A 25,994-nucleotide genomic window follows, 5' to 3' on the forward strand; every position below is an offset into this window, starting at 1 on the left:
AAAAGAGCAGCTCTGATTAAATCAGCTGCTCTTTTCTGTCGTTACAGGGACAACCAAAAAGGAATTCTCGTCCTGGTTGATGTAAAGCTGGTGCAAGCGGCATTCCAGTTCATCGTCGATGGCTTTGGGAATGGTGATGACGCCTTTTTTATTGATCTTGATGAATTTTGGCGCAAAGCCAGTAGTGTTTTTTTTCTTTGTAATGATGATCCTGTTGTTCTCTTTATGTACTGACAATAGGTCATTTTCTGAGATGTTAAATTCTTCTCGCCATTGTATAGGCAACAGCAATACACGGTTTTTGCGGGGCATATAGTATTTATCACATTCAACAATCAATTGGCATGCTCCTTTGTCAGGAAATGTTATTTAAACTTTACCATATTTTGCGAATATTCAAAAGGAATAAAAACGTTTCACTTAGCCGCATTGATTTATGCACAAAGTATTTTAAAGCAGCCAAGCCTTAAAAAAACGGACATGGAACAGGGTGAAAAGAATGACAGTTTATATATGACAGAGGATGTCATCCTTAAGTGATAGAGTGAAGGAAAAAGCAAGGAGGCAGATACTGTGAAACCTTTAGAGGGAAAAGTGGCTCTGGTGGCAGGCGGTACGAGGGGAGCAGGACGGGGAATAGCGGTGGAACTGGGTGCAGCTGGCGCGACCGTCTATGTGACGGGTCGTACCACACGAACCGAAACTTCTGAATACGGGCGGCCTGAAACCATCGAAGAGACGGCAGAACTGGTAAATGAAGTAAGAGGAACGAGTATTGCTGTGCAAACCGACCATCTTGTGCCTGAGCAGGTGGTATCCTTGATTCATCGGATCGAAAAAGAACAGGGAAGATTGGACATTTTGGTTAATGATATATGGGGAAGCGAGCATCTGGCAGAGTGGAATACACCGGTATGGAAACACTCTTTGGAAAAAGGGTTCCGGATGCTGCGCCTGGCGATTGATACCCATATTATAACCAGCCATTATGCGTTGCAGCTGCTCATTAAAAACAAGGGAGGCTTGGTGGTTGAAGTGACAGATGGAACAGAAGACTATAACAAAAACAATTACCGTCTTTCTTTGTTTTATGATTTTGCAAAAAACGGAGTTATCACAATGGCAAAAGCATTGGCGCATGAACTTTCTCCGTATGGTGGTACGGCAGTATCGCTTACCCCTGGCTGGCTCCGCTCGGAATTGATGTTGGAGACGTTTAGGGTAACCGAGGAGAATTGGAGGGATGCCGTAAAGACAGAACCTCATTTTGTCATCTCAGAGTCACCGCGTTACATCGGACGGGCTGTTTCTGCACTTGCTGAAGATGCCAAGCGTCATCGCTGGAATGGTCAGTCTCTATCAAGCGGCCAACTGGCGAAAGTTTATCATTTTACGGATGTCGACGGAACCAGGCCGGACTGCTGGAGGTATCTTGTGGAGGTAGAGGCGGCCGGGAAGCCCGCAAATGCCGAGGGATACAGATGAGAGATTGATAGTTACGTTATGGAAAAACAGCACATTTTACTCCATTATTCTCACCAACTACCAGATTTAACATACTCTATTAAGAGATTAGAAGATTCGTATCTTCGTCTCGATTTGAGAGTAAGGAGGTGATTATAATGTCATTCCTCCAGCACCATTCTTGTGGATGTTCATCTCATAAAAAGAAATCCAAACGTTCTTCCAGTTCTTCTAGCTCTTCTAGCTCTTCTTCAGAGTATGTTCTTAAATGTAAGAAGGTAAAAAAAGAGAAAAAGAAAAAGAAAAAGAACAGTTGTCATAATCATTAGAGCTTATTTTAATTGAAAGACAAGTCGCCTATTTGGCGGCTTTTTTGATATAAAAAAAGGAGTTGTGATCGTAGAAAAGGAAATAGATAGAGTGGAAAGACGGTTCAGATTTGAAAAAATGAAGGTGAAATGATGAACGCAAAGGCTTTAAGCATGGCACTAATAACGATTATTATTTGGGGATCCACGTTTGCTGCTATCCGATATAGCCTGCACGGCGGTTACTCTGCGGGCCATCTGGTGCTTGTTCGGTATTTAATCGCCTCATTTGCATTTATTCTGTATGCAATTATGCCAGGGGTCCGATTTCGATTACCGAAAAAACAAGATATTTTGCGGCTGCTTCTGCTCGGATGGGTGGGAATCAGCATGTATCATATTGGAGTCACATTTGGTGAACAAACCATTTCAGCAGGAACGGCTGGCATGCTGATTGGAGCAGCCCCGATATTTACAGCACTTTTTGCTGTTATTGTATTGAAGGAACACCTTGGAATACCAGGATGGACGGGTTTGGCTATTGGTCTAACCGGAATTGTGCTGATCACATTAGGGAGCTCCTCGTCATTGACGGTTTCGGGCGGTGCCCTGCTCGTGTTAATGGCCGCAGTAGCGACTTCCGTCTTTTTTGTTTTTCAGAAGGCTTTTTTAACCCGCTATTCTCCTGTTGAGCTTACCGCCTATGTGACGTGGGCGGGCACACTGCCGTTTTTATGGTTTGCTCCCGGGCTTCTAGATTCCATCGGGCATGCAACACTGGAAGCCCATATTTCCACCCTGTATGTCGGCATTTTTCCGGCTGCGATTGCTTATGTTACATGGGCAATTGCTTTATCGGCAGGGAAAGCGAGCTCTGTGGCCAGCATGATCTATTTGGAACCCGGGGTTGCGATCCTGACCGCCTGGATTTGGTTAAGCGAGTGGCCAAGTACCTTATCTCTCATAGGGGGATTGGTTGCGATTGCCGGAGTACTTGTTGTAAATGGTTTTGGAAGAAAGCAAACAACAGTTGAAAAGAAATCAGCCTAAAAATAGGGGCAGCTGATCCGATCAGCTGTCTTTTTACTTTATTTACAGGTGTCGTTAGAGGAGATTGAGTTCGTTACTTGCGGTATTGGCAAATTTAATTGCGGTTCGACACGAAATAGTTGCATATCACGTCATTTTCATAAAACCGCAATCCAAAAAGAGGCCGGACATGCCAGCCTCCTCAAAACAAATTTATGTACGATTCTCTGTCAGGTAGCTTTTAATGCTAGGCGGGGAGTAGGAGCTGAATTGATCGAGAAGATCCTTGGGTTCAGCAGATGAAAGCACCATTTTATGATGCTTCTCCTCCATAAAATTTTCACTGGTCATATGGTTAAACAGCGAAAGGAGCGGGTCATAATAGCCGTTGGTGTTAAGTAAACCGACCGGCTTTTGATGCAGTCCCAGTTGGGCCCATGTAAAAATCTCAAAAAATTCCTCAAGTGTTCCGGCCCCGCCTGGAAGAACCATAAAGCCATCGGCCAATTCGGCCATTTTTGCCTTACGTTCATGCATGGAATCCACCACAACCAATTGGGTCAAGTTTTTGTGGGCAATTTCACGTTTTTCAAGAAATTCAGGCATGATGCCTGTGACCTGGCCGCCGTTCTCCATAACGGCGTCAGCGACCGCTCCCATCACGCCTGCACTTGATCCGCCATAAACAAGGCCAATGCCGCGTTCAGCGAGTTCTTTTCCCAGTCTTGCGGCTTCCTTTACGTATACTTCTGATTTGCCGCTCCTGGATCCACAAAATACAGCGATATGGTTCATATTGAAATTCCTCCTTTAGTTTTAACAGTTGCAGATCATCAGTACATTGCCGTCTTCATCTGCAAAATTGAAAAAGGCAACATCCCCGATGCGTTCTGTTTCTCTGACAATGGTAATATCGTTCTCTTTCATGAACTGGTAAGCTTCATCTACATCGGTTACCAAAAAATTAAACAGCGGGTGCCTTGAAGGGCTGAAAATAAAATCCGGGTCAAACGCGTGGTCATCCAGGGTTAAGCCTGTTTCGCCCGTAACCGGGAGATTGTATACCGGAGATTCGACGTGCTCCGGCGTTGGGAGCCCAAGCAGTCTGCTGTACCATTCTGCGGCTTTTTTTAAATCAGTAACGTGAATGAATACGTTATTTACTTTACATGAGACGGGGGACAGAACTCGATTCAATTTCAATCGCTCCTTTTATATGATTCTCCATTTATCTATTGGACAAGAGCACTGAAAATCCTTTTATAGCAGGAGAGGTCCTATTCAACCATTCTTGTATTCACATATCCAAGCAGTACGATGAATCCAATGAGAACGATAGGCATTAAAACGGTGGCCTGCAGATTTTCAATAAAGGCACCGGCCACTAATACAAGACCGGCGATTAAGTCGTAGCCACCGATCAGTTTGGCCAATTTGTCCTGATCCCTTACCCGTTTTTGGTTAAAGCCGGATAAAAGCCACGTTTGTTTTTTAACGCCGACGAAATAAGCGAGCACCAGAAAAATAATTCCGAAAATGAATAAGTTCTGATCCATGTTTTTCCCTCCAATGGTTGAGTTATCTTTTTCTTGCGATCAACGGAACGAGATAAAAAGCGATGAGCAAAGTAATGCCAAGGTAGATCATGAGAGAATCGACTTGTATCATTCGTTTGTTTAAAAGCTGATGGACAACCAGTAAATAAATGAATAGCAGAAGGTTGGAAAACGAAAAAATCTGAAGCGAGGTTTGTTTTATGTTGTCATTGATCCTCTCATCATACTCAATTTCATCTTTGGTCTTTTGTTTTTCAATTCTCAGCCATTTCAATCCGGCTGTCAGAATCAGTACCGCGGTTAAAAATCCCCATTGAAATTGACCGGTGAGAAGGGTTATGACCCCTAAGCCAACAATAGCGCCGATGATCACCGTCATCGCATTGACCTGCATATGCATCAACTCCTTAGTATGGTTAGTCTTCGATCCAAAACAGTTCATCCAGCGGACGTTCCAGGTATTTGCTGATTATTAGGCAAACGCGTATGGTTGGATTGTATTTTTGGGCTTCGATTAAGTTCATCGTCTGGCGTGTAACGCCGACTAGTTTTGCAAGCTCTCCCTGGGTCAGCCCTCCCTTTTCAATACGTGCTACTTTTACTTTGTTACGTACAGTGAAGTCTTTCACAATTGGCGCTCCTTATTTTCCTTATACTTCCATTGTAATATATATTTTACTTTTTACAACTATAGTTTACAAAAAAGAAGCATACGCCTTCTTTGGGAAGACGTATGCCAAACCTTCTTTTTTTATATCCTTTCGTCAAGCTTCCTGGAATAGGTGATGGATTGTAATAACGAGGAAATCATAGAGAAGTGCATAGCTTCATGGATGGTTACGAAGTTGAACAGCTCACCTGATGTTTCAAACGTTAAAGGTCCCAATTCCATTGCGGGTGTTAGTATATTTTCAAATGTATCTGATGAAATGTGATCCAGGTGGACGAATTGATCGGATAATTTTGAGATTAGCTCTTCTTTCGAGGGAGGATTTACGGACCATTGATCCGGATTGGTTCCTGTATTAAATAATTGCTCATAGTGAGTGGGAAGTCCTGGGCTTTTTGAAAAAGCAAAAGAAAGTAAATAATCATGGACAAAAACGATGTGACCAACGTTCCAACGGATAGTATTATTAAAGGGTGCGGGCTTGATGTCGAACAACTCTTCGGGAGCCGCTTTGACTTGTTGAAGGGCCATGCTTCTAACTGATTTTGCCGATTTCAGCAAAGTGTGAGACATAGTATCATTCCTCCGTTTTCTTTTTTATAAGAAAAACTTAACTTCTACAGTTTCAGTATAGGGAGGCATTAAAATCTCATCAATATCGCGTTTCTTATGATCATGATTGGTTTCAGTTATGATGTAAACAGGGAGGGGTATCATGTGGAATTAAGGCAGCTGGAGTATTTTATGGTGATTTGTGAGGAACTTCATTTTTCGAGGGCAGCAGAAAAAATCCTGGTATCACAGCCGAATCTTAGTCAGCAAATCAAATTGCTTGAGAATGAGTTGGGAATGCCTTTGTTTCATCGGACAGGCAAAAAGATTTCACTCACTGAGGCAGGGGGAATTCTCCAAGAGCAATGCCGGCATATTTTCTCTCATATAAAACAAGCACAGGACAGCATTGCAGAGCTGAAAATGGGTAAAGGCGGGTCTCTGACGATCGGTGTTTTGCCTGGGGATGCTGATCTTGTATTTGATGCGCTTCTTCTCGATTTTCACAGAACTCATCCGGATACCTCGGTTTCTTTAATTGAAACGATGGATGTTACGGGGCAAGTCCTTAGTGGGGGAATTGATATTGGCATAACGATTCGCCCTGATCCTGACCAACGGCTTGTTGAAATCCCACTGTTTGAAGAGACGTTTTCCCTGGCGGTTCATGCGGATTCACTTTATGCCCATAAGAAGTCTCTTTATTTTAAAGATGTACAAAAAATGAAGATGGTTATGTTTCCAAGTTATCATCAATGCCGCAAACTGATTGACCGATACTGTCTCGAAGCAGGATTTAAAATAAAACCGTCAATGGAGACAACGACGCTATCGTCTTTGATTGCCATGGTAGAAAAAGATATTGGGGCCGCCATTCTCCCTACCCTTCTTTTGGGAAATCTTAAGCACCCCAAGATTAAAACAGTGGCGTTGATAGGCCCGGTTCCCAGTCAGAAGATTTGCCTCATCTATAGAAAAGATAAGTTCTTGGGCTTTACGGCCAAGGCGTTTATAGAAAAGGTTCAAACGTACATTAATGCTGCAAAAGAGACCTTGGAAACAAAAAACAGTTGAACAGTTAATGTTCGTGTTTTATAATAGCAACTAGCGTCAACTAACTGGATATTTCAAAAATCCTCATCAATCCGATGAGGTAGAGGTCGCGGCTTTTATTAGTAGGACGTACGAGATGCAGAAAGACATCATAGACTCCGTGTGAAAGGAAAAGCTGCCGAAATTCATGTTTATCTCTGGAAATATGAATTGGGGCTGTTTTCGAAAAGGAACAGCACTGTCACGCTCACATTACCGGTGAGTGGGATGCGCTATCTTACGGAAGGCATGATGCGGGTAGAATAGAACTGCCGTCAAACTGCGTTTTGGCGGCTTTTTTTATTTCCCACTCCTTCCAAAATGAAAAGGAGTTTTTTTATGCAAAACACAGCAAAGAATTCAGCACCAGCGGCTTCAGGAGAACTACAGCGTAAACTGAAGTCCCGCCACTTAACGATGATCTCGCTGGGTGGAACCATCGGAACCGGCCTGTTTTTGGCGAGTGGAGGCTCAATCCATACGGCCGGACCCGGGGGCACGCTTTTATCCTTCGTAGTCATTGGCATCATGGTTTTCTTTTTGATGACAAGCCTGGCGGAAATGGCATCTTACATGCCAGTGGCAGGATCGTTCAGTACCTACGCCACAAAATTTGTGGATCCTTCCGTGGGATTTGCCCTGGGCTGGAATTATTGGTACAACTGGGCAATCACCATTGCGGCAGAGCTTGCAGCGGTTACGCTCATCATGAAGTTCTGGTTTCCTGATACGCCTTCCTATATTTGGAGTGCGTTGTTTTTAGCAATTATGTTCTTATTGAACTACTTATCCGTTAAAGGGTTTGGAGAGTCAGAATACTGGTTTTCTCTTATTAAAGTGGTTACGGTTATTATCTTTTTAATTCTCGGTACGCTTATGATTTTTGGAATTCTCGGCGGAGAAGCCATTGGCTTTAAAAACTTTACCATTGGTGATGCCCCGTTCAAAGGCGGATTCTTTACTACGCTTGGCGTCTTTATGGCAGCAGGTTTTTCCTTTCAGGGAACGGAGTTGCTTGGTGTGGCAGCAGGGGAGACTGAAGATCCGAAGAAGAACATTCCAAAAGCAGTCAAGAGTGTGTTCTGGCGCATTCTTTTGTTCTATATTCTTGCGATTCTAGTGATCAGCTTAATCATTCCTTATACGGACAGCAGGCTGGCAAGAAGTGAAATCACCGTGAGTCCGTTTACCCTGGTATTTGATAAAGCGGGAATCGCCTTTGCCGCATCTGTCATGAATGCGATCATTTTAACCGCTGTCCTTTCTGCCGGTAACTCTGGTATGTACGCATCGACCCGTATGCTGTGGGACCTGGCACGTGACGGAAAAGCGCCCAAGTTTCTGGCAAAGCTGGATTCTCGGGGTGTTCCTGTTCCTGCGCTGATCGTGACGGCTGCAGTTGGAGCAGTAGCATTCCTTGCTTCCTTATTTGGTGACGGAGCCATTTATACATGGCTGTTGAACGCCTCGGGGATGTCAGGCTTTATCGCCTGGCTTGGAATTGCGATCAGCCATTACCGCTTCCGAAAAGCCTATGTGGCACAAGGAAGGGATTTGCGTGATCTTCCGTACCGGGCAAAATGGTTCCCGATTGGACCGATCTTCGCCTTCCTGCTTTGTTTCGTCGTTATTCTCGGACAAAATTATTCCGCTTTTACCGGCGATACGATCGATTGGCAAGGTGCGCTCGTTTCCTATATTGGTATACCCATTTTCCTGGCCGTATGGCTTGGCTATAAGTTCAAACACAAAACAAAAGTGGTACCTCTTAAAGAGTGCGATTTTGAATAAGATAAAAAGCAGGAGCCTGATCGGTTCCTGTTTTTTTATGAAAATAGAGGAGATTTTTTATTTGTGAAGAATTACCGTATTAACATTTACGTCAATCGGAAGGGGATACATAATTGAACAAAAAACTTACGCAGTTCACTCAACCAGAACCCATGCAAGGTCAAGGCATTCATGTCTTTTATTATTCTGATAAAGTGGAGGATTATATTCAAAACGCAGTGTCCTACATTATGGCGGGTATTGAACAAGGGGAGTACATACTATTTCTGGAAAACGAACGCATTTTTCCAATGATTCAAAAAGAATTGGAAAAAACTTTAACCCCAAAGCAGATAGAGAGCGTCCATTTCATCAATAACTTTGATTTTTATTTCTGGAATGGTAACTTTTATCCGGAAACAATTTTATCCAAGTTCTCTGATATTGTAACCCCTTTAATCGAAAAGGATAAGTCTGTCCGGACATGGGGTCATGTGGAATGGGGTTCACAGGAGGAGTTTGAAGAGACGCTTGAAAAATTTGAAATCGAAGTGGATCAAATGCTCAAAAATGTAAAGGTCATTACGGTATGTGCCTACAATGCCGAGCGTGTTTCCGATGATCTCAAGGACAAGCTGATGAGATACCATGATTATTTTATGACTGATGAGGATGTTCGGCCTGTAAAGCAGTAACTGAATAATGAATAAAAAAAGAGACACGATTTTCGTTTGAGCGTGTCTCTTTCCTTATTGGTCGTGATAAAACAGCATACCGAGTACCTGAGGATAATGGTAAACGGGGTTATGCATAAATCCACGCCGTTTCACATTGCCTTTCCGATCGGATTTAAACAGGTTTTGTTTGCCGTTATAAAAACAGATGTACCAAATTTTCACCATTTGATAAAATTCATAGTAGGCTCTGTCAGACAGGGACAGGTCCCTTGGAAAGCCGATTTCATACAGGCACTCCATAAAAAAGGCTTCAGCGATTTGATCGGTTTCTTCGGAGATTTTTCCCCGTTGTACCTGGTACCCTCGATTCTCCAGAAAGTCGCTGAATCCATTCAGTGTATTTCCACGGCACAGGAGAAGTTCTTCATCCTTTCGCACGTTTAATTTTTCCAAAAGAGACATGATGTGCTCTTCTTTGGGTGTTCTGTCTGCCGTTTCCTGTGGAAGCGGGATATAAACGGCTGCATGCTCTCCTGTTTCCGTCCGTCTTGCCGCAAATACTTCTCCCAGAATCGGACACCCGTTTCCAGCGTCATCAACTTCAATCATTAAAAAACTCTCCCGTTGTCAGAATATCGTTGTTAGTTGGACTTAACTCCATTATACATAATCCGTTGATTAAAAAAATAAACCGGACTAAAAATACTTGAAAAAAATCCCAAAGTTAAGGGTTAAACCATGAAAAAAACCTCTTCTAGATAGTATAGTTAAATGGATCACATTTTAGAATGGAGGACATACCATGGAATCATTAAAGGACAAGGTATCCATCGTTATTCGGTAAGATGTCCCGAAAAGAAATTTTAAAATTTTGGATTAAAATGAAACTTTTTGTTATCCTTACCGTATATGATAGAGGACAAGTTTTTTAGACTATAAAAGGAAGAGGGAATATAGAACATGTTAAAAAAGATGATTGCGGCTACCTTGATCATGACGTTTGTATTTATGCCTGTAAAAGACATTGTTTTTCATGATCATGCCCAGACTGTAAGTGCGAAAGGCTATCGTTCAGGGGTTAAATCGTTCAATTCGAACAAAGGAAGCGGAAATTCATTTTTCCAAAACAAAAGTACCCAAAACAAACAGCAAAACAGCATTTTCAGCAAAAATAAAAGCACAGCTGCAAAATCCCAAAAGGGCGGATTCTTAAAAGGCATGATGTTCGGTGGTATTGCAGGTATGCTGTTTGGCGGATTGCTTGGTAATATGGGCGGACTTGGTTCGTTGCTTGGCCTCTTTATTAACGTGATCGCCATTCTGGTCATTATTTCTCTGATTACTCGCATCTTCTCAAACATAAAAAACAGCCGCCGCAAGCGTGAGGAGTATGATGGATGGAAACGATAATGCTCTCTGAGCAGGACATTATCAACGCCCTTTGTCTGCACCTTGCCAATAAAAAGGAAGTAGCTCCAGAAGACGTTGAGGTAGAACTGCTCTTTGATGATGATTATGGGTTTTCGGCTGAAGCTTACGTTGGAGGCAGAAAACAAGTGCTGATCGAAGCCAACATGATTGAAGCACTTCGTTTTTATCTGGATACACAGATGAATATTGATCCGATTTCAGCTGGTCTGGAATTGGTGCTGGACGACGAGGAAGGCATTGTTGCCAACGTCAGAGCCCGATAAATAAAACCACCACCCCTATGAAGGGTTGGTGGTTTTTGTTTGTTTCAGGAAGGAATCGGGCATCACGACTGCCGTCACTTCTCCTTTTACACAAAGAGTCTCACCGGCAAATACCTCAGTATGTACTTTCCACTTTTTCGGATGAACTTCTTCAAGTGTCCCCACAGCTTTTAAAGGAGTGCCATGAGGGGTAGGTTTCATAAAGTCCACCTTCAGCGAGGCTGTCACAAACCGCGGCGGTTCATGGCCATCACCAGGTTCATGCCCATTTTTCCGGTGCAGGCCAAGTGAGGCAGATCCTGTTCCATGGCAATCAATTAATGAAGCGATCAGTCCTCCATACACAAACCCGGGAACAGCGGTATGTTCCGGCTGTGGTGTATAGATCGTCTCGGTCTTATCCCCATGCCATCTTGTTTTCAATTGATGGCCCTTTTCATTTAGTTTTCCGCATCCATAACACCACGAATAATCATCGGGATACACATCCTGTACTGCCGTTTTTTCTGTCATCTGTGGTCACTCACTTTCTGTCACTTAGTCAGTATCCATTTCCACAAAAGCGATTGAAAACCTTTATGGATTTATAAAAATAACAGAAGCAGATGTGAAATAACTTGCAGCCTGTTTCCAAGGCTGTTATTTTTATGAAAAAATAATATACATCATATGGGATTTTTAGTACATTATTAGAGGTTACCTTTAATAAAACCAAATTGAACCTCGCGACATACTCCGAAGGTTTTGTGTTTCATCAGTTTACGGCGATGAGCCAGTGTTTGGTGATGATTTTATACTCTTAAAAGTACCAAAAGGTGTAAAGGCAAAGAGCTCCGATCAACTGATTACGTATGTCACAGTGGAATAGAACTGAACCCGTCTGAAATGAATTTCAGGCGGGTTTTTGGTTTATTGGTCATTTTCCAGCATTTCGATCAAAGATTTTGCCCTCGTATAAACGATCTCTTTTAGACGCTTTGGCGATACAATTCTGATTTGGTTACCAAATCCCAAACTATATTGAGCAGCTTCTTCTTCGGTATCAAAGCAAAACGAAGCGGGAATCCATCCATTTGGGAGTGAATCCTCCAGGTGGATTTGTTGCACAAAGCGCCCGGTAAACTTGATCCGGGAGAGGATCGAGGGAGAAAGCTCTGCCTTCACCTCGTAGGTAGGCAGGGACTGAATGAATTGCTGTGATGATTGTTCCCAAAATGTGGCGAGTCTAAAGTCTGCCGGCCGTTCAAACGTTTCATCAGTGAATTGGGCAGACAAGATTCTGGACGCACGGTAGGTTCGAATATCCCCGCCGACACCTGCGATGAAATACCATGTGCTGCTTTTGGCAACCAAACCGAGAGGAGAAACTATCCGTTCCCGCTGTTCACCATCGACCCGTTCATACTGGATGAGAAGCCTTTTGTCCTGCCAAAGCGATTCTTGCAGAATGGTAAAGGCGGTAACCTTCTCGGGTGATTGCCTCCATGAATTTGTATCGATATGGATCCGGTCCCAGACATCCTGGGCTTGGCCATGAAAAGAGGCAGGAAGCGAAGCCAGCAGTTTCTCTCGGGCCGCATGCCAGTCTTCACTAATTCCAAGGTCCTTCATCAGGTGGAGAGAAGGCAGGAGAAATAACGTTTTGATTTCTTCTGCTTTTAACCCTGTCAAATTGGTCTTGTAAGATTCAAGCAGCCGCCATCCGCCGGAGGTTCCTCGATCGGCGATCACCGGAAAGCCGGCAGAACTCAGGGCATCCATGTCACGATGAATGGTTCGGGGATTAACTTCAAGTTCATTTGCCAGTTCCCTTGTAGTCAATTTCCCCCTGTTTTGCAGCAATAAGAGTATGGAGATCAGGCGGTCAGCGCGCATGGTTTATCCTCTTTTCACTCATAATAAATATGACAAAGGATGTCATCATTCAATAGTATACTCGTTTTGAACAAGAAATAGTGAAAGGAGAATAATAACAATGGATCAAAAAAGAAAAGTTGTGCTCTATATTGCGACGAGCCTCGATGGATTTATTGCGGGGAAAGATGATGATCTCAGCTGGCTTTCCAGTGTGGAACGGCCGGGAGAGGACTATGGCTATGCGGAATTTGTAAAAAACGTGGATACGGTCATTATGGGAAGGAAGACATATGATGTCGTGCTTTCCTTTGGAATCGAATTTTCTCACAAGGATCGAAGATGCTATGTCCTGTCCCGGTCAAAAAGTGGAAGTGATGGCCAGGTAGATTTCTACAATGGGGATGTTCGGGAACTCATTGATCAACTGAAGAAAGAGGAAGGAAAAAATATCTTTATTGATGGCGGCGCTGAAGCGGTCAAGGTATTGAGAGGACATGATCTCATTGATGAATATGTGATCTCCATTATTCCGGTTTTCCTTGGGAGCGGTATTCGTTTGTTTCAGGAAGTTGACCATGGAAAAACCTTGACATTGGATTCGTGCGAAACCTTTGAATCGGGATTGGTTCAGTTAAGATATAAGTAAATAGTTAATGGGGTTTATGAAACCATACAGTGGGTAAATCATAGCTATAATGGAAAAAGGAGGATAAACAGTGGATCATGTGAAAGCACTTATCTTAAAGTTTGTCATGGTTGAAGTGATGGTTTATATTGTTCTTGGAGCCGCCATGAAAGTTTCCATCGGAGACACGTTTCTAATCAGTCTGATCCTTACCATTGTAGCTTATATCCTGGGAGACCTGGAAATCCAGTGGCCACTATCAGTGACCTTGTGCTCGCGTTTTTTGCGATCTGGCTGGTGGTGCCGTGATCATTGAACAAAACATCGCTCTCATTACCGGATCCGTTATTTCCGCTGTACTGATTGCAGCCGGTGAATGGTTCTTTCATAAATATATGGCTCACAATGTTTTTGAAAATGACCGTGTGAAGGAGACACACAGTCCCAACCTTTAATCCAGTCCGCCCTCTGCTATAGCAGCCGGGGTCTTTTCTATGTAAAGAAGCAGATAGGAGCAGCCAGATGAACGAAAAAGAGTATGATCAATTGCTGAATATTACCACCACAGGTAAGCAAAAGGTGTATAGTGTTACTTCTCACTATCACCGATACGAGCCTACACCTTACGAAGCGCTTGAAGGCTTATTTCGTGAATATCACTTGAAACAGGGTGACCGGGTGGTGGACTTTGGCTGCGGAAAAGGAAGAATCAGCTTTTACATCAATCATTTCTATCAGAATGCGGTAACTGGTGTAGAGGTGAATGAAGACTTCTATAAAGACGCACTGAATAACCTCGATCTTTATTTAAAAAAACATCAAAAGAGCAGAGATCGTATCCATTTTCATTGCGCTCTGGCGCAGGAATATCCCATCCACCCGGTGGATAACCGCTTCTACTTCTTTAACCCATTTACAATGCCGATCTTTATGAGTGTCATCAACAACATTTTGCTGTCTGTGGAACACTTTCCGCGTGAGGTGGAACTAATCTTATATTATGCGACAGAAGAGTATACCTATTTCTTGGACGACCAGACGGCCTTTGAATTGATGGAGGAAGTAAGGCTGCCGGGGCTTTATGACAACAATCCGTACGAGAAGTTTTTGATCTACAGTTTAAAATGAAAACAGGACCTGTCTCTCTGGACACGTCCTGTTTTTTCTTTTATTTGGCAAGACGCTCCACAGGGTCTGGAGCCTGAATTTGGGTAATGGCTTCGTATTCTCCGGGACTCAGTACGCTTTGATCGTTTTTCATTAAATAGGCATACGCGAACATGGAAATGAAAAGGCCAAATGTCCAGGCGTTATCCCACAGGAATCGAAGACCCGGAGCGAGAAGACCAAGAACGGGTACGGCTACTCCAATGATAAGCGCATATACACCATTCTTATTAAATCCGGAGGAGTAATTGTACCTGCCGGCTGGCTCATACAGTTCTTTCAGAGCCATTTGTCTCCGGCGAACAAGCCAATAGTCGGCAATGGCGATGCCATCGATGGGTCCGAGGAGAGCTGCATATGTACCAAGCCAGCCAAAAATGTAATTTCCGAAATTGGACATGATGAACCACGGCTGCATGAGAATCGCAAACACTCCGGTAATCAGTGCACCGATGCCAAAAGTAATGCGTCTCGGATACAAGTTCTCAATGGCACGGGCTGGTGCGACGATGTTTGCACCAACATTGATAGTTAAAGAAGCCATGGCGATGATGATGGTTCCTAAAAAGATGATGAACGGCGGGAACTTGGCAAGCAATTGAACAGGATCCCAAATGGCTGTACCAAACATAACAACAGTTGCTGAAGTAACGGCAATGCCGATGAAGGAGAAAATGCTCATGGTGAGGGGAAGAGAGAAGCTTTGCGCGATCATTTGTGATTTCTGGCTTTTCGCATAACGGCAAAAGTCAGGAATATTTAAGGCCAATGTAGCCCAGAAGGCAATGACTCCGGTCAGTGTCGGAAAGAACACTTTAAGGAATTCACCAGTTGTCGTGAACTTGGATGGTGTGGACAAAATAGGTCCCCAGCCGGCGTTAGTAAATGCCCAGATCATAAGAATCAAAGCCGAAATTCCGACTACCGGCGCGGCAATCAGGCTCAGAACTTTAATCGCCTGAGGTCCTTTATAGGCAACACCTACATTTAGAGCCCAAAATAAAGCAAAAATGATAGCTGTATGTCCGGTCAGGTTTTTCCAGGCAGGGAAGGAAGCGGATAACAGGACATCAATAGCAGTTGTACCAATCCAAGTGTTGATGCCAAACCAGCCAGCTGCAACAACGGCACGGGCCATGGAAGGAATGTGGGCCCCTTTTGACCCAAACCACAACCGGGCGAACACAGGATAAGGAATACCGAATTTGGTGCCGGCATGAGAGTTTAATAGAATCGGAATAAGAACGATCACGTTGCCGAGAAAGATGGTTCCAATCGCCTGCCACCAGTTCATACCGAGCGAAATCATTCCGCTGGCCATGGTGTAGGCGGGAATACAAAGGCACATACCAATCCACAGTGTGGCAAAGTTCAAACCGGTCCAGGTATGTTCTTTTTCTGTTGTGGGGCGGAGGTCATCATTCCATAATTCACTGTCACTTACACTCTTGGTTGCATCATCAGACAGGGTTACAATACCATTTTGCTCAATTTGAGTTTTCATAGCGTACCTCCCTTTTTATGGCAAACCAAATCAACAATATAATGAAGCGTACAGCCCGGATTCCCCCTTTCCGCAAATCATTCCAAACTTCGTTAAAATTTCGCCATATGTACAATAAAAACCTTCTTAAGTAAAATGAAAGAAGGGAAGAAAATCTAACAACCGCGTCATGGGGAGGATTCATTCAGTGGAAGATATTTTTATGAAAGCTTTTAAACAGGCAGACTATCATGTGAGCGGTCACGGGCCAAGGAACCTTCAAGTGCTGAAGAATGCCATAGAGGATTTGAATGGCGAGCTGGAAAGCGATATGTATGGCAAGGGAAACGTAATGGAAGATTTTCAGAAAAAGATGGCCGGCGTGCTGGGGAAGGAAACGACGGTGTTTTTTCCAAGCGGAACGATGGCCCAGCAAATTGCACTGAGAATTTGGTGTGATGAAAAAGAGCTGAAGACAGTAGCTTATCACCCGTTATGTCACCTGGAAATTCATGAAGAAGACGGGCTGAAGGAACTGCATCACATCAAGCCGATTTTGCTGGCGGATGAGAACCGGGTGATCAGCTTGGTTGATGTGATGAATATAGGTGAAGAGGTTGCCTGTATATTGCTTGAGCTGCCGCAGCGTGAAATCGGCGGTCAGTTGCCGGAATACAGCACGCTGGAGGAAATCTCGGCGTATTGCCGGGAAAAGGGCATCCGGCTGCATCTTGATGGAGCGCGGCTGTTTGAAGTACTTCCTTATTATAAAAAATCTGCACAGGAAATTTGCGACTTGTTTGATTCCGTATACATCTCGGTATATAAAGGAATTGGCGGGATTGCCGGGGCGGTTTTGGCGGGAAGCCGGGAGTTTACGGAGAAGTCCAAAGTATGGAAAAGACGGCACGGCGGGGACTTGATTAGTCTTTACCCTTACATATTGAGTGCGGATTACTACTTTGATCAGTATATAGATAAGATGAACCAATATTATGAAGAAGCAAAAGAGCTTGCTGAATTTTACAACCAGTGTACTGGAATCACTACTCTTCCGAAGGTGCCGGTTTCCAATATGTTTCATGTTCATTTGGAAGCCCGTAAGGAAGACATGGAAGCGTTATTCGCACAGCTTTATGAGGGAACAGGAATTGGCCTTACAGGGCATGTCAGAGAAAATGGCGAAAATGGCAGCCGTTTTGAAGTAAGTTTGGGTGATCTGTACAGCAAAGTGCCCAAGAACAGGCTGAAAGAAGCTTTTGTTAAACTGGACGAAAAAATGAAATCAAAATAAACAAAAAAAAACGGCACTCAACGCGAGTGTCGTTTCTTCATATTCTAACTATTCACGGTGCTCAAAGGTTTTACAGGCTGTCTCCGCTACGTTGTCCGCTTCTTCTCCGTGCATTCCAATGACATAGATAGAGTCTGCAACACACTGGTCACCTTCTGCCCAATACTTACAGTTTTCCACATTGCAAAGAACTTCAAGTTTCATGAGTGCTTCCTCCTTTAATGGTTTTGTTACTCAATACCCTTATATTTGGTGAGCTAATCATAGATAAGAAGGAATTAATTACATATGAAGAAAGTAAAAGAATAAGAGAAAAGGCTCGGACGGATTCATGGTTCCTTTTAGAAAATAGACGTGTGATTCCGCTGAACAATAGTTCCCTGCATTATAAAGCTTCAGGTGTTCCCTACTCTGAGTTCAAAAAGGATGTGGAAGAAGATCCACTCGTCGACTGAGGGATCAGTGGTAGAACCGGATTTCAGTAAACTTACAAAATGTTCAATCACCGGCGGAAGTTTGCTTGTATTGCTGGCTCTTTTATTTCTTTTACCTTTTAATCAGAAAAAATCTGGGTATATTCACTAGTAACTGAACATGCTGCTGGGAGGATGCGTATGAAATGGCAAGGTAGAAGACAAAGCACAAATGTGGAAGACAGGCGTGGAATGGGAGGGAAAACTCTGGTTGGCGGCGGAATAGGCGGGATCGTTCTTGTGCTCGTCGTCATGCTGCTCGGCGGAAACCCGAGCGATGTGCTGAACAGCTTGAGCACGACAAGTACAGATAACTCTTCTGTCCCCTATGAAGAATCCGATCAGGAGAAGGAATTGGCTTCGTTTGTGTCGGTGGTTCTTGCGGATACGGAAGATGTCTGGAAAAAAGAGTTTGAGGAAGAAGGGAAAGAGTATAAAAATCCAAAACTGGTTTTGTATAACGGCACCGTTCAATCGGCATGCGGAACCGCGGGTTCATCCGTCGGGCCGTTTTACTGTCCGGGTGATCAAAAGCTTTACATTGATTTGAGTTTTTATCAGGAGCTCAAAAACGAGTTTCATGCACCGGGGGATTTTGCCATGGCATACGTGATTGCCCATGAAGTGGGGCACCATGTGCAAAATCTATTGGGAACGATGGATCAGGGCTCACGGCAGAACTTGAGCAAAACCCAAGCGAATGCCCAATCGGTGCGTGTCGAGCTTCAGGCTGATTATTATGCAGGAGTATGGGCACATGAGGCACAAGGCATGGACCTCCTTGAAAAAGGAGATGTAGAAGAAGCGATCAGGGCGGCCAGTGCAGTAGGGGATGATACTCTGCAAAAAAAGGCCCAGGGCTATGTGGTGCCGGAAAGCTTTACCCACGGAACCTCAGAGCAGCGGATGCGCTGGTTTAACAAAGGATTGAAGAACGGCACCATCGAAGGCGGCGATACCCTTCATGCCAAGAACTTATGATAACAAAAAAAAGACCACCCGGAACACCGGGCGGTCTTTTGTTAAGCTCCTTTTTTGGCAAGGGAGGCTTCTTTTTGATTTTTGTTAAATAAGAACTCTTTTACCGGGTTGGCGTTGCTCTTTGCTTTCTTCACAAAAAGCGGGTTAAGCACAACAACCGCGAGGAAATTCGCAGCGAGTCCCCAGAATCCTTCGTAGATGCCATAGGAATTGCCAGTGCCGTAGACCGTAAATGTTGTGGCCAGTCCAACAAGCAAACCAATGATTGTCGCTTCTCTTGTTTGGTTTTTCCAGAAAAGGCTGATGACAATCGCCGGGAAGATCTGCACCATGCCGGAAACACCGAGCAGCTGCAGGGAAACCAGGGCACTTGGGAAGACCAGGCCGAATAAAAGGGCCAGTCCGATAACAACAAATACCATACCCCTTGTAATCATGGTAAGACGTGAAGGTTTAACCTTGGGGTTAATCCAATCACGGTAAATGTTATTGGCAAACAGGTTGGATGCCCCGATGGCCATGATGGAACATGGAATCAAGGAAGCCAGGGCAATGGTTGAATACGCCAGCCCCTGTGCGACCCCGCCATAAGAAGACTGGATCAGCGTCAACAGGGCAAAGCGAGGATCCGTTCCCTTCGGAAGCACAAGAAAAGCGATGAATCCAAGGAAAATAACAAGAATAAGAACGATATTATAAAGCGGCAGGAACATCGCATTTTTGCGGAGCGAATCTGCACTTTTTGCTGTGAAAACGCCGGTTGCCGCGTGTGCCCACATAAACAGGGCTAACGCAGAGACGAGTGATGCGGTGATGAACCAGGGAATACCCTTTGGCCCGTCGGTTGGTATGGTTAACAGCTGCGGTGCATCCTTAACAAGACGGTCCATCATCGGAGTCCAGCCTCCAAAGTGAATCATTGGAAGAGACACGACCATAAACAGCATGATGGCCCAAACGAGAACATCTTTTATAATTGCTGTGTATGTTGGTCCTTTAATACCGCTGAAAAAGGTATAAAGCGCCACGAGCAGGAAGGAAGTGATCACCACGACCTTTACATTGATAAAGCCGGTTCCTGCAACTTGCAGCGTATCCTGAATACCGCTGAGCTGCAAACAGATATATGGAATCAGCATGAGTACGCCAACAATGGCAATAAGAATGGACAGGAGCTTGCTGTCAAATCGCTCTCTTGCATAATCAGCCAATGTTGTTAATTTATGATAATTGGCCACCTTCCAAAGCTTTGGCAGAAAAAAGTAAGAGATAAAGAAGGCGAGTACAGTATACGGAATCGCAAAAAAGGCGAGGCTTCCGCCTGTATAGGCTGTACTGGTCAGCCCCAAAAAGGTGTAGGCTGTGTACAGGTCGGCTCCTACAAGAAACCAAACGAGCAGGCCGCCAAAGCGCCTGCCGCCAACCGACCATTCTTCCACAGAGCTGCGGACTTTTTTATCCCGGCCGGAAAGGAAGCCGATGAGCACTACGCTTAAGATGATAAAAATAGTGATGGACAGTGCGGTTAAATTGCCTTGCATGTTACTCCAAGCCTCCCTTTGATTTCTGAAGTTGGTAGATGCCATAGGTGCATAAAGGGGTTAAAACGATCCACAGAAATAACCAGAAGTGGAAAAATGGCAATCCAAAAATGATGGGACCGATCTTGTTGACAAAAGGCAATAAAGCCAGCTGAGTAACGAAAGGAAGCAGGACCAGTAACGTTAAAATTCCTTTTTTCATGATGAAGATACTCCTTCTACGGTGAATTCAATGTTGATTATCATACCAGCAAAAAACTGGCAGTACAAGAGGAATCGAGTAAATTGTTAAAATATTTAGTATTGAGAGAAAATGATAAGGCTTACATCGGTAGAGAAGGAATATAATGCTCGGGGAGTACATCATTTATATCTGGAGTCTCTGGGTGGAACCGCCGCATTTTCTTATACTTGAATCAAACGTTGAATGGATAATGAGGTGGGTGGTTTTGTTGGATTGGATGACAAGGTTGTTTGAAGAATGGGGAGTTTGGGGCATTCTGTTTTCCCAGCTGCTTGAGGGAAGTTCTTTTCCATTTGTCGGTTCTGCTTTTATGGTGACAGCTGGCATTCTGATGGATTTAAGCTGGTTGGATGTGGTATGGGTTTCACTGGGCGGGAGCCTTTTTTACACAGTCGGAAGCTATATTCCCTATTTCATTGGGCTAAAACTTGGAGAGTCCGCTGAAAGAAAAATAAGTTCTGATAAGCGTGCCAAACTGGACAAAACAAAGAAAGCCATACGAAAGTACGGAAATTGGTGTGTAGCTGTCCTAAGTCCTCTGCCGATCGGCAATGTGGTTCCCTTTTTTGCGGGAATGTCCAAGATGAACATCTGGAAGTATTCACTGCTGACCGTCATGGGTACGTTTCCTGCTACTCTTCTTTTTTTAGGAATCGGGTATTTTTATTCAGGTGAAAAGGGCAGGGCGATGGACATGATCCTGCTGTTACAGGCCATCTTTTTTATCGCTTTTACGGTTACCACTCTCCTTATTACGGTGATGAAGTTCGTTGGGAAACGCAAACCAAATAAACAAAAAAACTTCTGAGTTTCGACAAGCGAAAAACAGAAGTTTCTCATGTTTCAATTCTCAAATACATAGACTTTCCCATGTTCAATGTGCCGGCCAAGCTTAGGGCCTTTGTAGCCTCGCTTCAGCAGCTCTTTGCGCATGAACATCATCACACCGCCATGGCAGACAATTAAAATATTCTCCTCCTGATGCCCGGTGATACGGTCCACCGTATTGCTGATCTGCTGGAGAACCTCTTGTTTGCCAGGGTTCTGTGAGGGATGTTTCATCAGCCAGGCCATCCGGATAAATAAGAGATGAACGGGCAGTGGAAGCTTGATGTTTGAACGAAAGAAAGGGGAAAGCCTGATTTCTCTTAATTCATCCAAAAACGTAATCTCTCCCTTAAACGCCCGCCGTGCTGTGATTTCTGCCCTTGAAAGATTGCTCGAATAGCACGTCTTCCAATCTACTCCCCCAAGGTCAACTTCTGACTCTTCGACCCCGGAAGCATCATATTCATCCACCCACTTCATCAGGTCAGACGATGAAAAAAATCCGCTGGGATACCCCCTTGTTACTTTAAAATGACGCATTAATCCAATTCTCATCCACCATACCTCTATCTCTTTTTATTAGAGACGTGTAAACATCCTCATCAATAATTCCACCCGTGGAAGTTGAAATCCTTGTGTTTTAGGAATATTTAGGGTCATCAAACCGGATATGACGGTGAAGTAGCAGGAGATCAGTTCACTGATATCTCCCTCTGCCAGTTCTCCGTTTTTCTGACCTTCTTCAAATACAGGCTTCAGCATGTCGACATATACATCCATGGATGCATATTCAAGAAGCGCTTTTGCTTTTTCAGGCACTTCATCTGAGGTTCGCACTTGATGCATAAGCAAAAAATACAACTGTCCGTCTTCATCAAGAATGATTTCGGTCAGCCTTGTTAACTTTTCAAGCGGGGAACCGGGCATCTGGTGAATCTGTTTTGTTCCTTCGATGGATCCCTGTATGGCGCGTTCCACCAGGGTGATAAACAATTCATCTTTAGAAGTAAAATACCGATACATAAGGCCTTGGCTGATACCGGCTTCTTCGCTGATCATGCTCATCTTTGTACCGATCAGTCCTCTGCGGGCAAAGACCTTGAGAGCGGCAGACAAGATTTGTTCTCTTCGTTCGTCACGTTTTTGCTGAAGCTGTTCTTCGTTTAATGGCAAATGTATTCACTCCTGTGGTTGCTGCTTCTTAGGAAAAGTATATCAATTCTCGTGACGAACCTCTAATTTGTTCATTTTCTCCGGATCAAAGATTTCTTCCGAAAAATCGGGAAGGATATCCCTCAGTACGTTTTCAAGCGAATGGCCATTCTCCAATTTATCAAGCACGTTTTGGCCGGATGGGGAAGAAGACAGGACGGTTCGAACCATTTCGGGATTGAATATTGCTCTCGGGGAAACCGACAGGGTGTTCACAGCCCAATAAAGTCCATACAGCTTCCAGTCCTGCTTTTCGGTGGCATATTTTAAGTAAAGATCCATATAGGTTTGACCAAATTCAATTCCTTTCAGAGGCTGGCTACCCTCGTAACCGACACCGTCCCAGCGTAAATCAGCTGCACAGTTCAGCCACCAGGCTGCCTCAATCACATGCTGGAATTTTTTCAGGATGGATTGTTCAAAACCGGTTTCAGACGTGTCATTGCGTTCCAATTCTTTATACAGCAGTTCAGCTTCCATTGCCGCGACCGTCATGCCCTGGCCAAAGATCGGGTCAAAATTGCAGTATGCATCTCCCAAAACAAGCAAACCAGCTGGCCAGTTTTTCATTTGTTCAAAATGCTGGCGGAATAAATAGGGTACACGAAAGCTTTTCGGCGGGGTAATGGGTTCCAGACCCGAAATCAACTCGGAAATAAGAGGGCTTGAAAGCCTGCTGATTTCCTTTTCAAATTCAACTGGATCACTCGGCGGAAACACGCCGTCCGGACGATAAAGGATGGTTTCGGCCACTTGGTTTTCAATGAAAGAAAAGGCACCTAGGAATGTCTTTCCAGGCGTTCCGCCAACATTTACGGCCTCCCATTTTTCGGCCAGATGTTCCTTGCCGGGAGGAAGTTTATACCTTCGTGTGCTGTATCCGATGTTTGCTGTCATTTTATCCGGAAGAGGAACGTTATAACCTAGATCACCGAGCCACTCGGTTAGCTTGGAAGTTCTTCCGCTTGTATCAATGACCAATTCGGCTTCGACCGGAAAAGGCGACAGGTCTGTTTCCCGGTCACGGGCCATCACTCCTGTAATTCTGTCGTTTTCAGGGGAGACGCTGAGAGAAAGAACGTCATGCTTTTGTAGAAAGTGGATGTTATCTATTTTCCGGACCCGTTCCCGGATCACATATTCAAGTACGGCCCGGCTGAATTTAATATCGTTTCTTGGATAAGGGCTGACCATGGTGCCGAACTGGTTGTGCTGATGAATAATTTTATTAAGTGAAGAAGGGGCACCAAGTGAAACCAGATCCTGTTCATAATCAGGAAAAAAACGATCAATAATCGCTTTGCCACGCGGTGTTATACGGTGGGGATGGAAGGCCTGAGGTGTGCCCTGGCGATGTTCCGGGCCGTCCGGGAAGGCATCTTTTTCAACAACCAGTACCTTGGAACAAAAATCGGATAAAACACGCGCAGCCAGTAGGCCGCCTATACTCCCGCCAATAACCAATCCGGTTTCTAGTTTCTTCATCGATTCATTCTCCTCTCAATTTATGAATGAACGGTTCATTCATTTTTAAGATATGCGCTTTTTAAGGTTTAGTCAACCAATTTTTAGAAATAATAATTAATGGATCTTTTTACATATGTTCACTAGCTATGAAACTTTGATAATATATATAAAAGAAAGATGAAATGGCGGTGGGATAGCGTGGAACAGGATAAATTGAAGAAGGTAATAGAAGCAGCGAAGCTTTATTATTTGCTGGACTACAATCAAAATCAAATTGCAGCGGAAATGGGAATATCACGGCCCACCGTTTCCAGACTGCTTCAGCTTGCCAAAAGTGAGGGGATCGTTCAGATCAAAATCATGGATCCCGAAAATGACATTGAACAACTGTCAAGTGAACTTGAGCAGAAGTTTCATCTGAAGAAAGCCATTGTGGCTTCCATTCCTCAATATGACAGCGGTCTTATAAAAGAAGAACTCGGTGAAAAGGCTGCGGCCTATCTTTATGAGGTCACACAAGATGGGGATGTCATTGGGGTCACATGGGGAACGACGCTTTATAATGTCGCCTGCCATCTGAAACAAAAATTCGTTAAAGATGTGAAGGTTGTTCAGCTAAAAGGCGGAATCAGCCATTCGGAAACGCACACCTATCACTCCGAAGTGCTGAGCTTGTTTGGCAAAGCGTATAACACCGTGCCGATTTATTTGCCGCTTCCTGCCATCGTGGACCATGTCGTTGTGAAACAGGCAATGGAGGCAGACCGGCATATTAAACGGATCCTGGATTTGGGGAAAGAAGCCAACATCGCTGTGTTTACGATTGGCGCAGTCAAATCCGAGTCTCTCCTGTTCCAGCTGGGTTACTTTTCCGAGGAAGACCAAAAACAGATCCGTTCAGAAGCAGCAGGGGACCTCTGTTCCCGATTCATTGATGAAAATGGCGATATCCTTAATGCCGATATTAACGAACGGACACTGGGGATTGATTTAAAAGAGCTGAAAAAAAAGGATCATTCCATTTTGGTTGCCGGTGGACAGCAAAAGGTGGAGGGAATATGCGCAGCGCTTAAGGGCGGCTATGCCAATGTTCTCGTAACCGACCAGTTTACAGCACGATCATTGCTGGATAAAAACTAGCTGTCCCTCCGGGGATTTTTTATTGGAAAAAAATACTTTTACATTTGTTCAGTTTGTCATTTACATTTGTTCAAATGCTTGGTATAGTGTTCATGCAAACTAAAAGAGCATGACTGAAAGCGTTTTATCATTTTCAAAAAAGAAAGGAACAATCAGTATGTCCAACACTAATTTAGTTCAAATGATCGACCATACATTGTTAAAAGCGGATGCTAGGCTTGAACAAATCGAAGTTCTTGCTCATGAAGCAAAAGAACACAAATTTGCTTCTGTTTGTGTGAATCCGGCTTGGGTGAAAACAGCAGCTGAAATTCTAAAAGATACACCAGAAGTCAAAGTATGTACGGTTATCGGATTCCCTCTTGGAGCATCAACTCCTGAAGTTAAAGCGTTTGAAACAAAAAATGCGATTGAAAACGGTGCAGACGAAGTTGACATGGTAATCAACATCGGAGCGTTGAAAAGCAAACAGTATGACGCAGTTGAAAATGATATTAAAGCCGTTGTTGAAGCTGCCAAAGGCAAAGCATTGACAAAGGTGATCATTGAAACTTCACTGCTTACTGATGAAGAAAAAGTGATTGCTTGTGAATTGTCTGTTAAAGCAGGAGCAGACTTTGTTAAAACATCCACAGGATTTTCTACAGGGGGAGCAACTCCAGAAGATGTAGCCCTAATGAGAAAAACAGTTGGACCGAATGTAGGCGTTAAAGCATCAGGTGGCGTTCGCAGCCTTGAAGATGCACAAAACGTAGTAAATGCAGGTGCTACTCGTATCGGTGCGAGTTCGGGTGTTGCTATTGCAAAAGGTCAGACGTCTAATAGCTCTTATTAATCATTAAACAAAAAAACCATCTGAAATGGAGAATG

Annotated in this window: 33 protein-coding genes and 1 riboswitch; of the genes, 16 read left to right on the forward strand and 17 right to left on the reverse strand. The window is 44.0% G+C overall.

The window, feature by feature from the left end; all coding sequences use genetic code 11:
- Positions 1-21 precede the first annotated feature (21 nt).
- Positions 22-339: an AbrB/MazE/SpoVT family DNA-binding domain-containing protein gene (locus QNH15_RS03095; RefSeq protein WP_283892517.1), complete on the reverse strand. Its 318-nt coding sequence runs from the start codon at positions 337-339 to the stop codon at positions 22-24.
- Between the two features lie 234 nt (positions 340-573).
- On the opposite strand from QNH15_RS03095, the gene QNH15_RS03100 reads away from it, so the two are divergent.
- A complete protein-coding gene (locus tag QNH15_RS03100) occupies positions 574-1,485 on the forward strand; it encodes an SDR family oxidoreductase (RefSeq protein ID WP_283892519.1) in 912 nt (303 codons plus the stop codon).
- Positions 1,486-1,922: 437 nt separating this feature from the next.
- Entirely contained in the window at positions 1,923-2,822 is a 900-nt protein-coding gene (locus QNH15_RS03105) for a DMT family transporter (RefSeq protein ID WP_338082340.1), read from the forward strand.
- 192 nt (positions 2,823-3,014) lie between these two features.
- Here QNH15_RS03105 and QNH15_RS03110 read toward each other — a convergent pair whose 3' ends face one another.
- The 6 genes from QNH15_RS03110 to QNH15_RS03135 form a co-directional block, all read right to left on the reverse strand.
- Positions 3,015-3,596, reverse strand: a complete 582-nt coding sequence (locus QNH15_RS03110) for an LOG family protein (protein WP_283892521.1) — start codon at positions 3,594-3,596, stop codon at positions 3,015-3,017.
- A gap of 21 nt (positions 3,597-3,617) precedes the next feature.
- Complete coding sequence (locus QNH15_RS03115; protein WP_283892523.1) at positions 3,618-3,998, reverse strand: VOC family protein; 381 nt, start codon at positions 3,996-3,998, stop codon at positions 3,618-3,620.
- Between the two features lie 80 nt (positions 3,999-4,078).
- Positions 4,079-4,357, reverse strand: coding sequence for a DUF3784 domain-containing protein (locus QNH15_RS03120; RefSeq protein ID WP_283892525.1), 279 nt, complete (start codon positions 4,355-4,357; stop codon positions 4,079-4,081).
- A 22-nt stretch (positions 4,358-4,379) separates the two neighbouring features.
- The gene (locus QNH15_RS03125) at positions 4,380-4,751 is read right to left on the reverse strand and encodes a DUF2178 domain-containing protein (RefSeq protein WP_283892526.1); all 372 of its coding nucleotides are present in this window, start codon (positions 4,749-4,751) and stop codon (positions 4,380-4,382) included.
- Between the two features lie 22 nt (positions 4,752-4,773).
- On the reverse strand, positions 4,774-4,986 hold the full coding sequence (locus QNH15_RS03130; RefSeq protein WP_283892527.1) for a helix-turn-helix transcriptional regulator: 213 nt from the start codon (positions 4,984-4,986) through the stop codon (positions 4,774-4,776).
- 122 nt (positions 4,987-5,108) lie between these two features.
- Positions 5,109-5,600, reverse strand: coding sequence for a DinB family protein (locus QNH15_RS03135; protein ID WP_283892528.1), 492 nt, complete (start codon positions 5,598-5,600; stop codon positions 5,109-5,111).
- 144 nt (positions 5,601-5,744) lie between these two features.
- Between QNH15_RS03135 and QNH15_RS03140 the strand changes: the two genes are divergently transcribed.
- The 3 genes from QNH15_RS03140 (at position 5,745) to QNH15_RS03150 (ending at position 9,136) form a co-directional block, all read left to right on the forward strand.
- Positions 5,745-6,653 (forward strand): LysR family transcriptional regulator, encoded by a 909-nt coding sequence (locus QNH15_RS03140; RefSeq protein ID WP_283892530.1) that lies wholly within the window; start codon positions 5,745-5,747, stop codon positions 6,651-6,653.
- Between the two features lie 72 nt (positions 6,654-6,725).
- A riboswitch (Lysine riboswitch) is annotated at positions 6,726-6,915 on the forward strand.
- Between the two features lie 95 nt (positions 6,916-7,010).
- Positions 7,011-8,462 carry an amino acid permease gene (locus QNH15_RS03145; protein ID WP_283892532.1) on the forward strand — a complete coding sequence of 484 codons (1,452 nt, stop codon included), beginning with the start codon at positions 7,011-7,013 and terminating at the stop codon, positions 8,460-8,462.
- 113 nt (positions 8,463-8,575) lie between these two features.
- A complete protein-coding gene (locus tag QNH15_RS03150) occupies positions 8,576-9,136 on the forward strand; it encodes an MEDS domain-containing protein (protein ID WP_283892534.1) in 561 nt (186 codons plus the stop codon).
- Positions 9,137-9,190: 54 nt separating this feature from the next.
- Here the strand turns inward: QNH15_RS03150 and QNH15_RS03155 are convergent, their stop codons facing one another.
- Complete coding sequence (locus QNH15_RS03155; RefSeq protein ID WP_283892536.1) at positions 9,191-9,727, reverse strand: hypothetical protein; 537 nt, start codon at positions 9,725-9,727, stop codon at positions 9,191-9,193.
- 351 nt (positions 9,728-10,078) lie between these two features.
- On the opposite strand from QNH15_RS03155, the gene QNH15_RS03160 reads away from it, so the two are divergent.
- Together QNH15_RS03160 and QNH15_RS03165 are read left to right on the forward strand one after the other, a co-directional pair.
- Positions 10,079-10,528: a hypothetical protein gene (locus QNH15_RS03160; protein WP_283892537.1), complete on the forward strand. Its 450-nt coding sequence runs from the start codon at positions 10,079-10,081 to the stop codon at positions 10,526-10,528.
- On the forward strand, positions 10,516-10,812 hold the full coding sequence (locus QNH15_RS03165) for a YxcD family protein (RefSeq protein ID WP_283892538.1): 297 nt from the start codon (positions 10,516-10,518) through the stop codon (positions 10,810-10,812). The genes QNH15_RS03160 and QNH15_RS03165 overlap by 13 nt, the downstream gene beginning before the upstream one ends.
- Before the next feature lie 15 nt (positions 10,813-10,827).
- Here QNH15_RS03165 and QNH15_RS03170 read toward each other — a convergent pair whose 3' ends face one another.
- Positions 10,828-11,325 (reverse strand): PaaI family thioesterase, encoded by a 498-nt coding sequence (locus tag QNH15_RS03170; RefSeq protein WP_283892539.1) that lies wholly within the window; start codon positions 11,323-11,325, stop codon positions 10,828-10,830.
- A 396-nt stretch (positions 11,326-11,721) separates the two neighbouring features.
- Entirely contained in the window at positions 11,722-12,687 is a 966-nt protein-coding gene (locus QNH15_RS03175) for a helix-turn-helix transcriptional regulator (protein WP_283892540.1), read from the reverse strand.
- Positions 12,688-12,787: 100 nt separating this feature from the next.
- Here QNH15_RS03175 and QNH15_RS03180 point away from each other — a divergent pair, with 100 nt between their 5' ends.
- From QNH15_RS03180 to QNH15_RS03195, 4 genes are all read left to right on the forward strand, one after another.
- Complete coding sequence (locus QNH15_RS03180) at positions 12,788-13,315, forward strand: dihydrofolate reductase family protein (protein WP_283892541.1); 528 nt, start codon at positions 12,788-12,790, stop codon at positions 13,313-13,315.
- Positions 13,316-13,385: 70 nt separating this feature from the next.
- Positions 13,386-13,610, forward strand: a complete 225-nt coding sequence (locus tag QNH15_RS03185) for a DUF2512 family protein (protein ID WP_283892542.1) — start codon at positions 13,386-13,388, stop codon at positions 13,608-13,610.
- Positions 13,600-13,749 (forward strand): DUF2512 family protein, encoded by a 150-nt coding sequence (locus QNH15_RS03190; RefSeq protein WP_283892543.1) that lies wholly within the window; start codon positions 13,600-13,602, stop codon positions 13,747-13,749. Before QNH15_RS03185 ends, QNH15_RS03190 begins: the two co-directional genes overlap by 11 nt.
- Before the next feature lie 67 nt (positions 13,750-13,816).
- Complete coding sequence (locus QNH15_RS03195; RefSeq protein ID WP_283892544.1) at positions 13,817-14,422, forward strand: class I SAM-dependent methyltransferase; 606 nt, start codon at positions 13,817-13,819, stop codon at positions 14,420-14,422.
- A 40-nt stretch (positions 14,423-14,462) separates the two neighbouring features.
- Here the strand turns inward: QNH15_RS03195 and QNH15_RS03200 are convergent, their stop codons facing one another.
- Positions 14,463-15,965 carry an NCS1 family nucleobase:cation symporter-1 gene (locus QNH15_RS03200; RefSeq protein WP_283892545.1) on the reverse strand — a complete coding sequence of 501 codons (1,503 nt, stop codon included), beginning with the start codon at positions 15,963-15,965 and terminating at the stop codon, positions 14,463-14,465.
- Between the two features lie 169 nt (positions 15,966-16,134).
- On the opposite strand from QNH15_RS03200, the gene QNH15_RS03205 reads away from it, so the two are divergent.
- A complete protein-coding gene (locus tag QNH15_RS03205) occupies positions 16,135-17,238 on the forward strand; it encodes a threonine aldolase family protein (protein WP_430667118.1) in 1,104 nt (367 codons plus the stop codon).
- Positions 17,239-17,286: 48 nt separating this feature from the next.
- Here QNH15_RS03205 and QNH15_RS03210 read toward each other — a convergent pair whose 3' ends face one another.
- Entirely contained in the window at positions 17,287-17,442 is a 156-nt protein-coding gene (locus tag QNH15_RS03210; protein ID WP_074440614.1) for a DUF1540 domain-containing protein, read from the reverse strand.
- A gap of 410 nt (positions 17,443-17,852) precedes the next feature.
- Here QNH15_RS03210 and ypfJ point away from each other — a divergent pair, with 410 nt between their 5' ends.
- A complete protein-coding gene (ypfJ, locus tag QNH15_RS03215) occupies positions 17,853-18,692 on the forward strand; it encodes a KPN_02809 family neutral zinc metallopeptidase (RefSeq protein WP_283892548.1) in 840 nt (279 codons plus the stop codon).
- A 41-nt stretch (positions 18,693-18,733) separates the two neighbouring features.
- Here the strand turns inward: ypfJ and QNH15_RS03220 are convergent, their stop codons facing one another.
- Positions 18,734-20,233 (reverse strand): sodium:solute symporter family protein, encoded by a 1,500-nt coding sequence (locus QNH15_RS03220; protein WP_283892550.1) that lies wholly within the window; start codon positions 20,231-20,233, stop codon positions 18,734-18,736.
- A gap of 1 nt (position 20,234) precedes the next feature.
- Positions 20,235-20,435, reverse strand: coding sequence for a DUF3311 domain-containing protein (locus QNH15_RS03225; protein WP_430667119.1), 201 nt, complete (start codon positions 20,433-20,435; stop codon positions 20,235-20,237).
- Positions 20,436-20,682: 247 nt separating this feature from the next.
- Between QNH15_RS03225 and QNH15_RS03230 the strand changes: the two genes are divergently transcribed.
- On the forward strand, positions 20,683-21,285 hold the full coding sequence (locus QNH15_RS03230; RefSeq protein ID WP_283892552.1) for a DedA family protein: 603 nt from the start codon (positions 20,683-20,685) through the stop codon (positions 21,283-21,285).
- A 35-nt stretch (positions 21,286-21,320) separates the two neighbouring features.
- Here QNH15_RS03230 and QNH15_RS03235 read toward each other — a convergent pair whose 3' ends face one another.
- The 3 genes from QNH15_RS03235 to QNH15_RS03245 are packed head-to-tail and all read right to left on the reverse strand — an operon-like array spanning position 21,321 to position 24,002.
- Positions 21,321-21,860 carry a histidine phosphatase family protein gene (locus tag QNH15_RS03235; RefSeq protein WP_283892554.1) on the reverse strand — a complete coding sequence of 180 codons (540 nt, stop codon included), beginning with the start codon at positions 21,858-21,860 and terminating at the stop codon, positions 21,321-21,323.
- A 24-nt stretch (positions 21,861-21,884) separates the two neighbouring features.
- Complete coding sequence (locus QNH15_RS03240; RefSeq protein WP_283892556.1) at positions 21,885-22,478, reverse strand: TetR/AcrR family transcriptional regulator; 594 nt, start codon at positions 22,476-22,478, stop codon at positions 21,885-21,887.
- A gap of 42 nt (positions 22,479-22,520) precedes the next feature.
- Positions 22,521-24,002 carry an FAD-dependent oxidoreductase gene (locus QNH15_RS03245; protein ID WP_283892558.1) on the reverse strand — a complete coding sequence of 494 codons (1,482 nt, stop codon included), beginning with the start codon at positions 24,000-24,002 and terminating at the stop codon, positions 22,521-22,523.
- A 180-nt stretch (positions 24,003-24,182) separates the two neighbouring features.
- Here QNH15_RS03245 and deoR point away from each other — a divergent pair, with 180 nt between their 5' ends.
- Together deoR and deoC are read left to right on the forward strand one after the other, a co-directional pair.
- A complete protein-coding gene (deoR, locus tag QNH15_RS03250) occupies positions 24,183-25,124 on the forward strand; it encodes a DNA-binding transcriptional repressor DeoR (protein ID WP_283892560.1) in 942 nt (313 codons plus the stop codon).
- Positions 25,125-25,281: 157 nt separating this feature from the next.
- On the forward strand, positions 25,282-25,959 hold the full coding sequence (gene deoC / locus QNH15_RS03255; RefSeq protein WP_283892561.1) for a deoxyribose-phosphate aldolase: 678 nt from the start codon (positions 25,282-25,284) through the stop codon (positions 25,957-25,959).
- Positions 25,960-25,994 lie beyond the last annotated feature (35 nt).

Origin of the sequence: Fictibacillus enclensis, assembly GCF_030123385.1 — a bacterium.
GTDB classification, from domain to species: Bacteria; Bacillota; Bacilli; order Bacillales; family Fictibacillaceae; genus Fictibacillus_C; species Fictibacillus_C enclensis.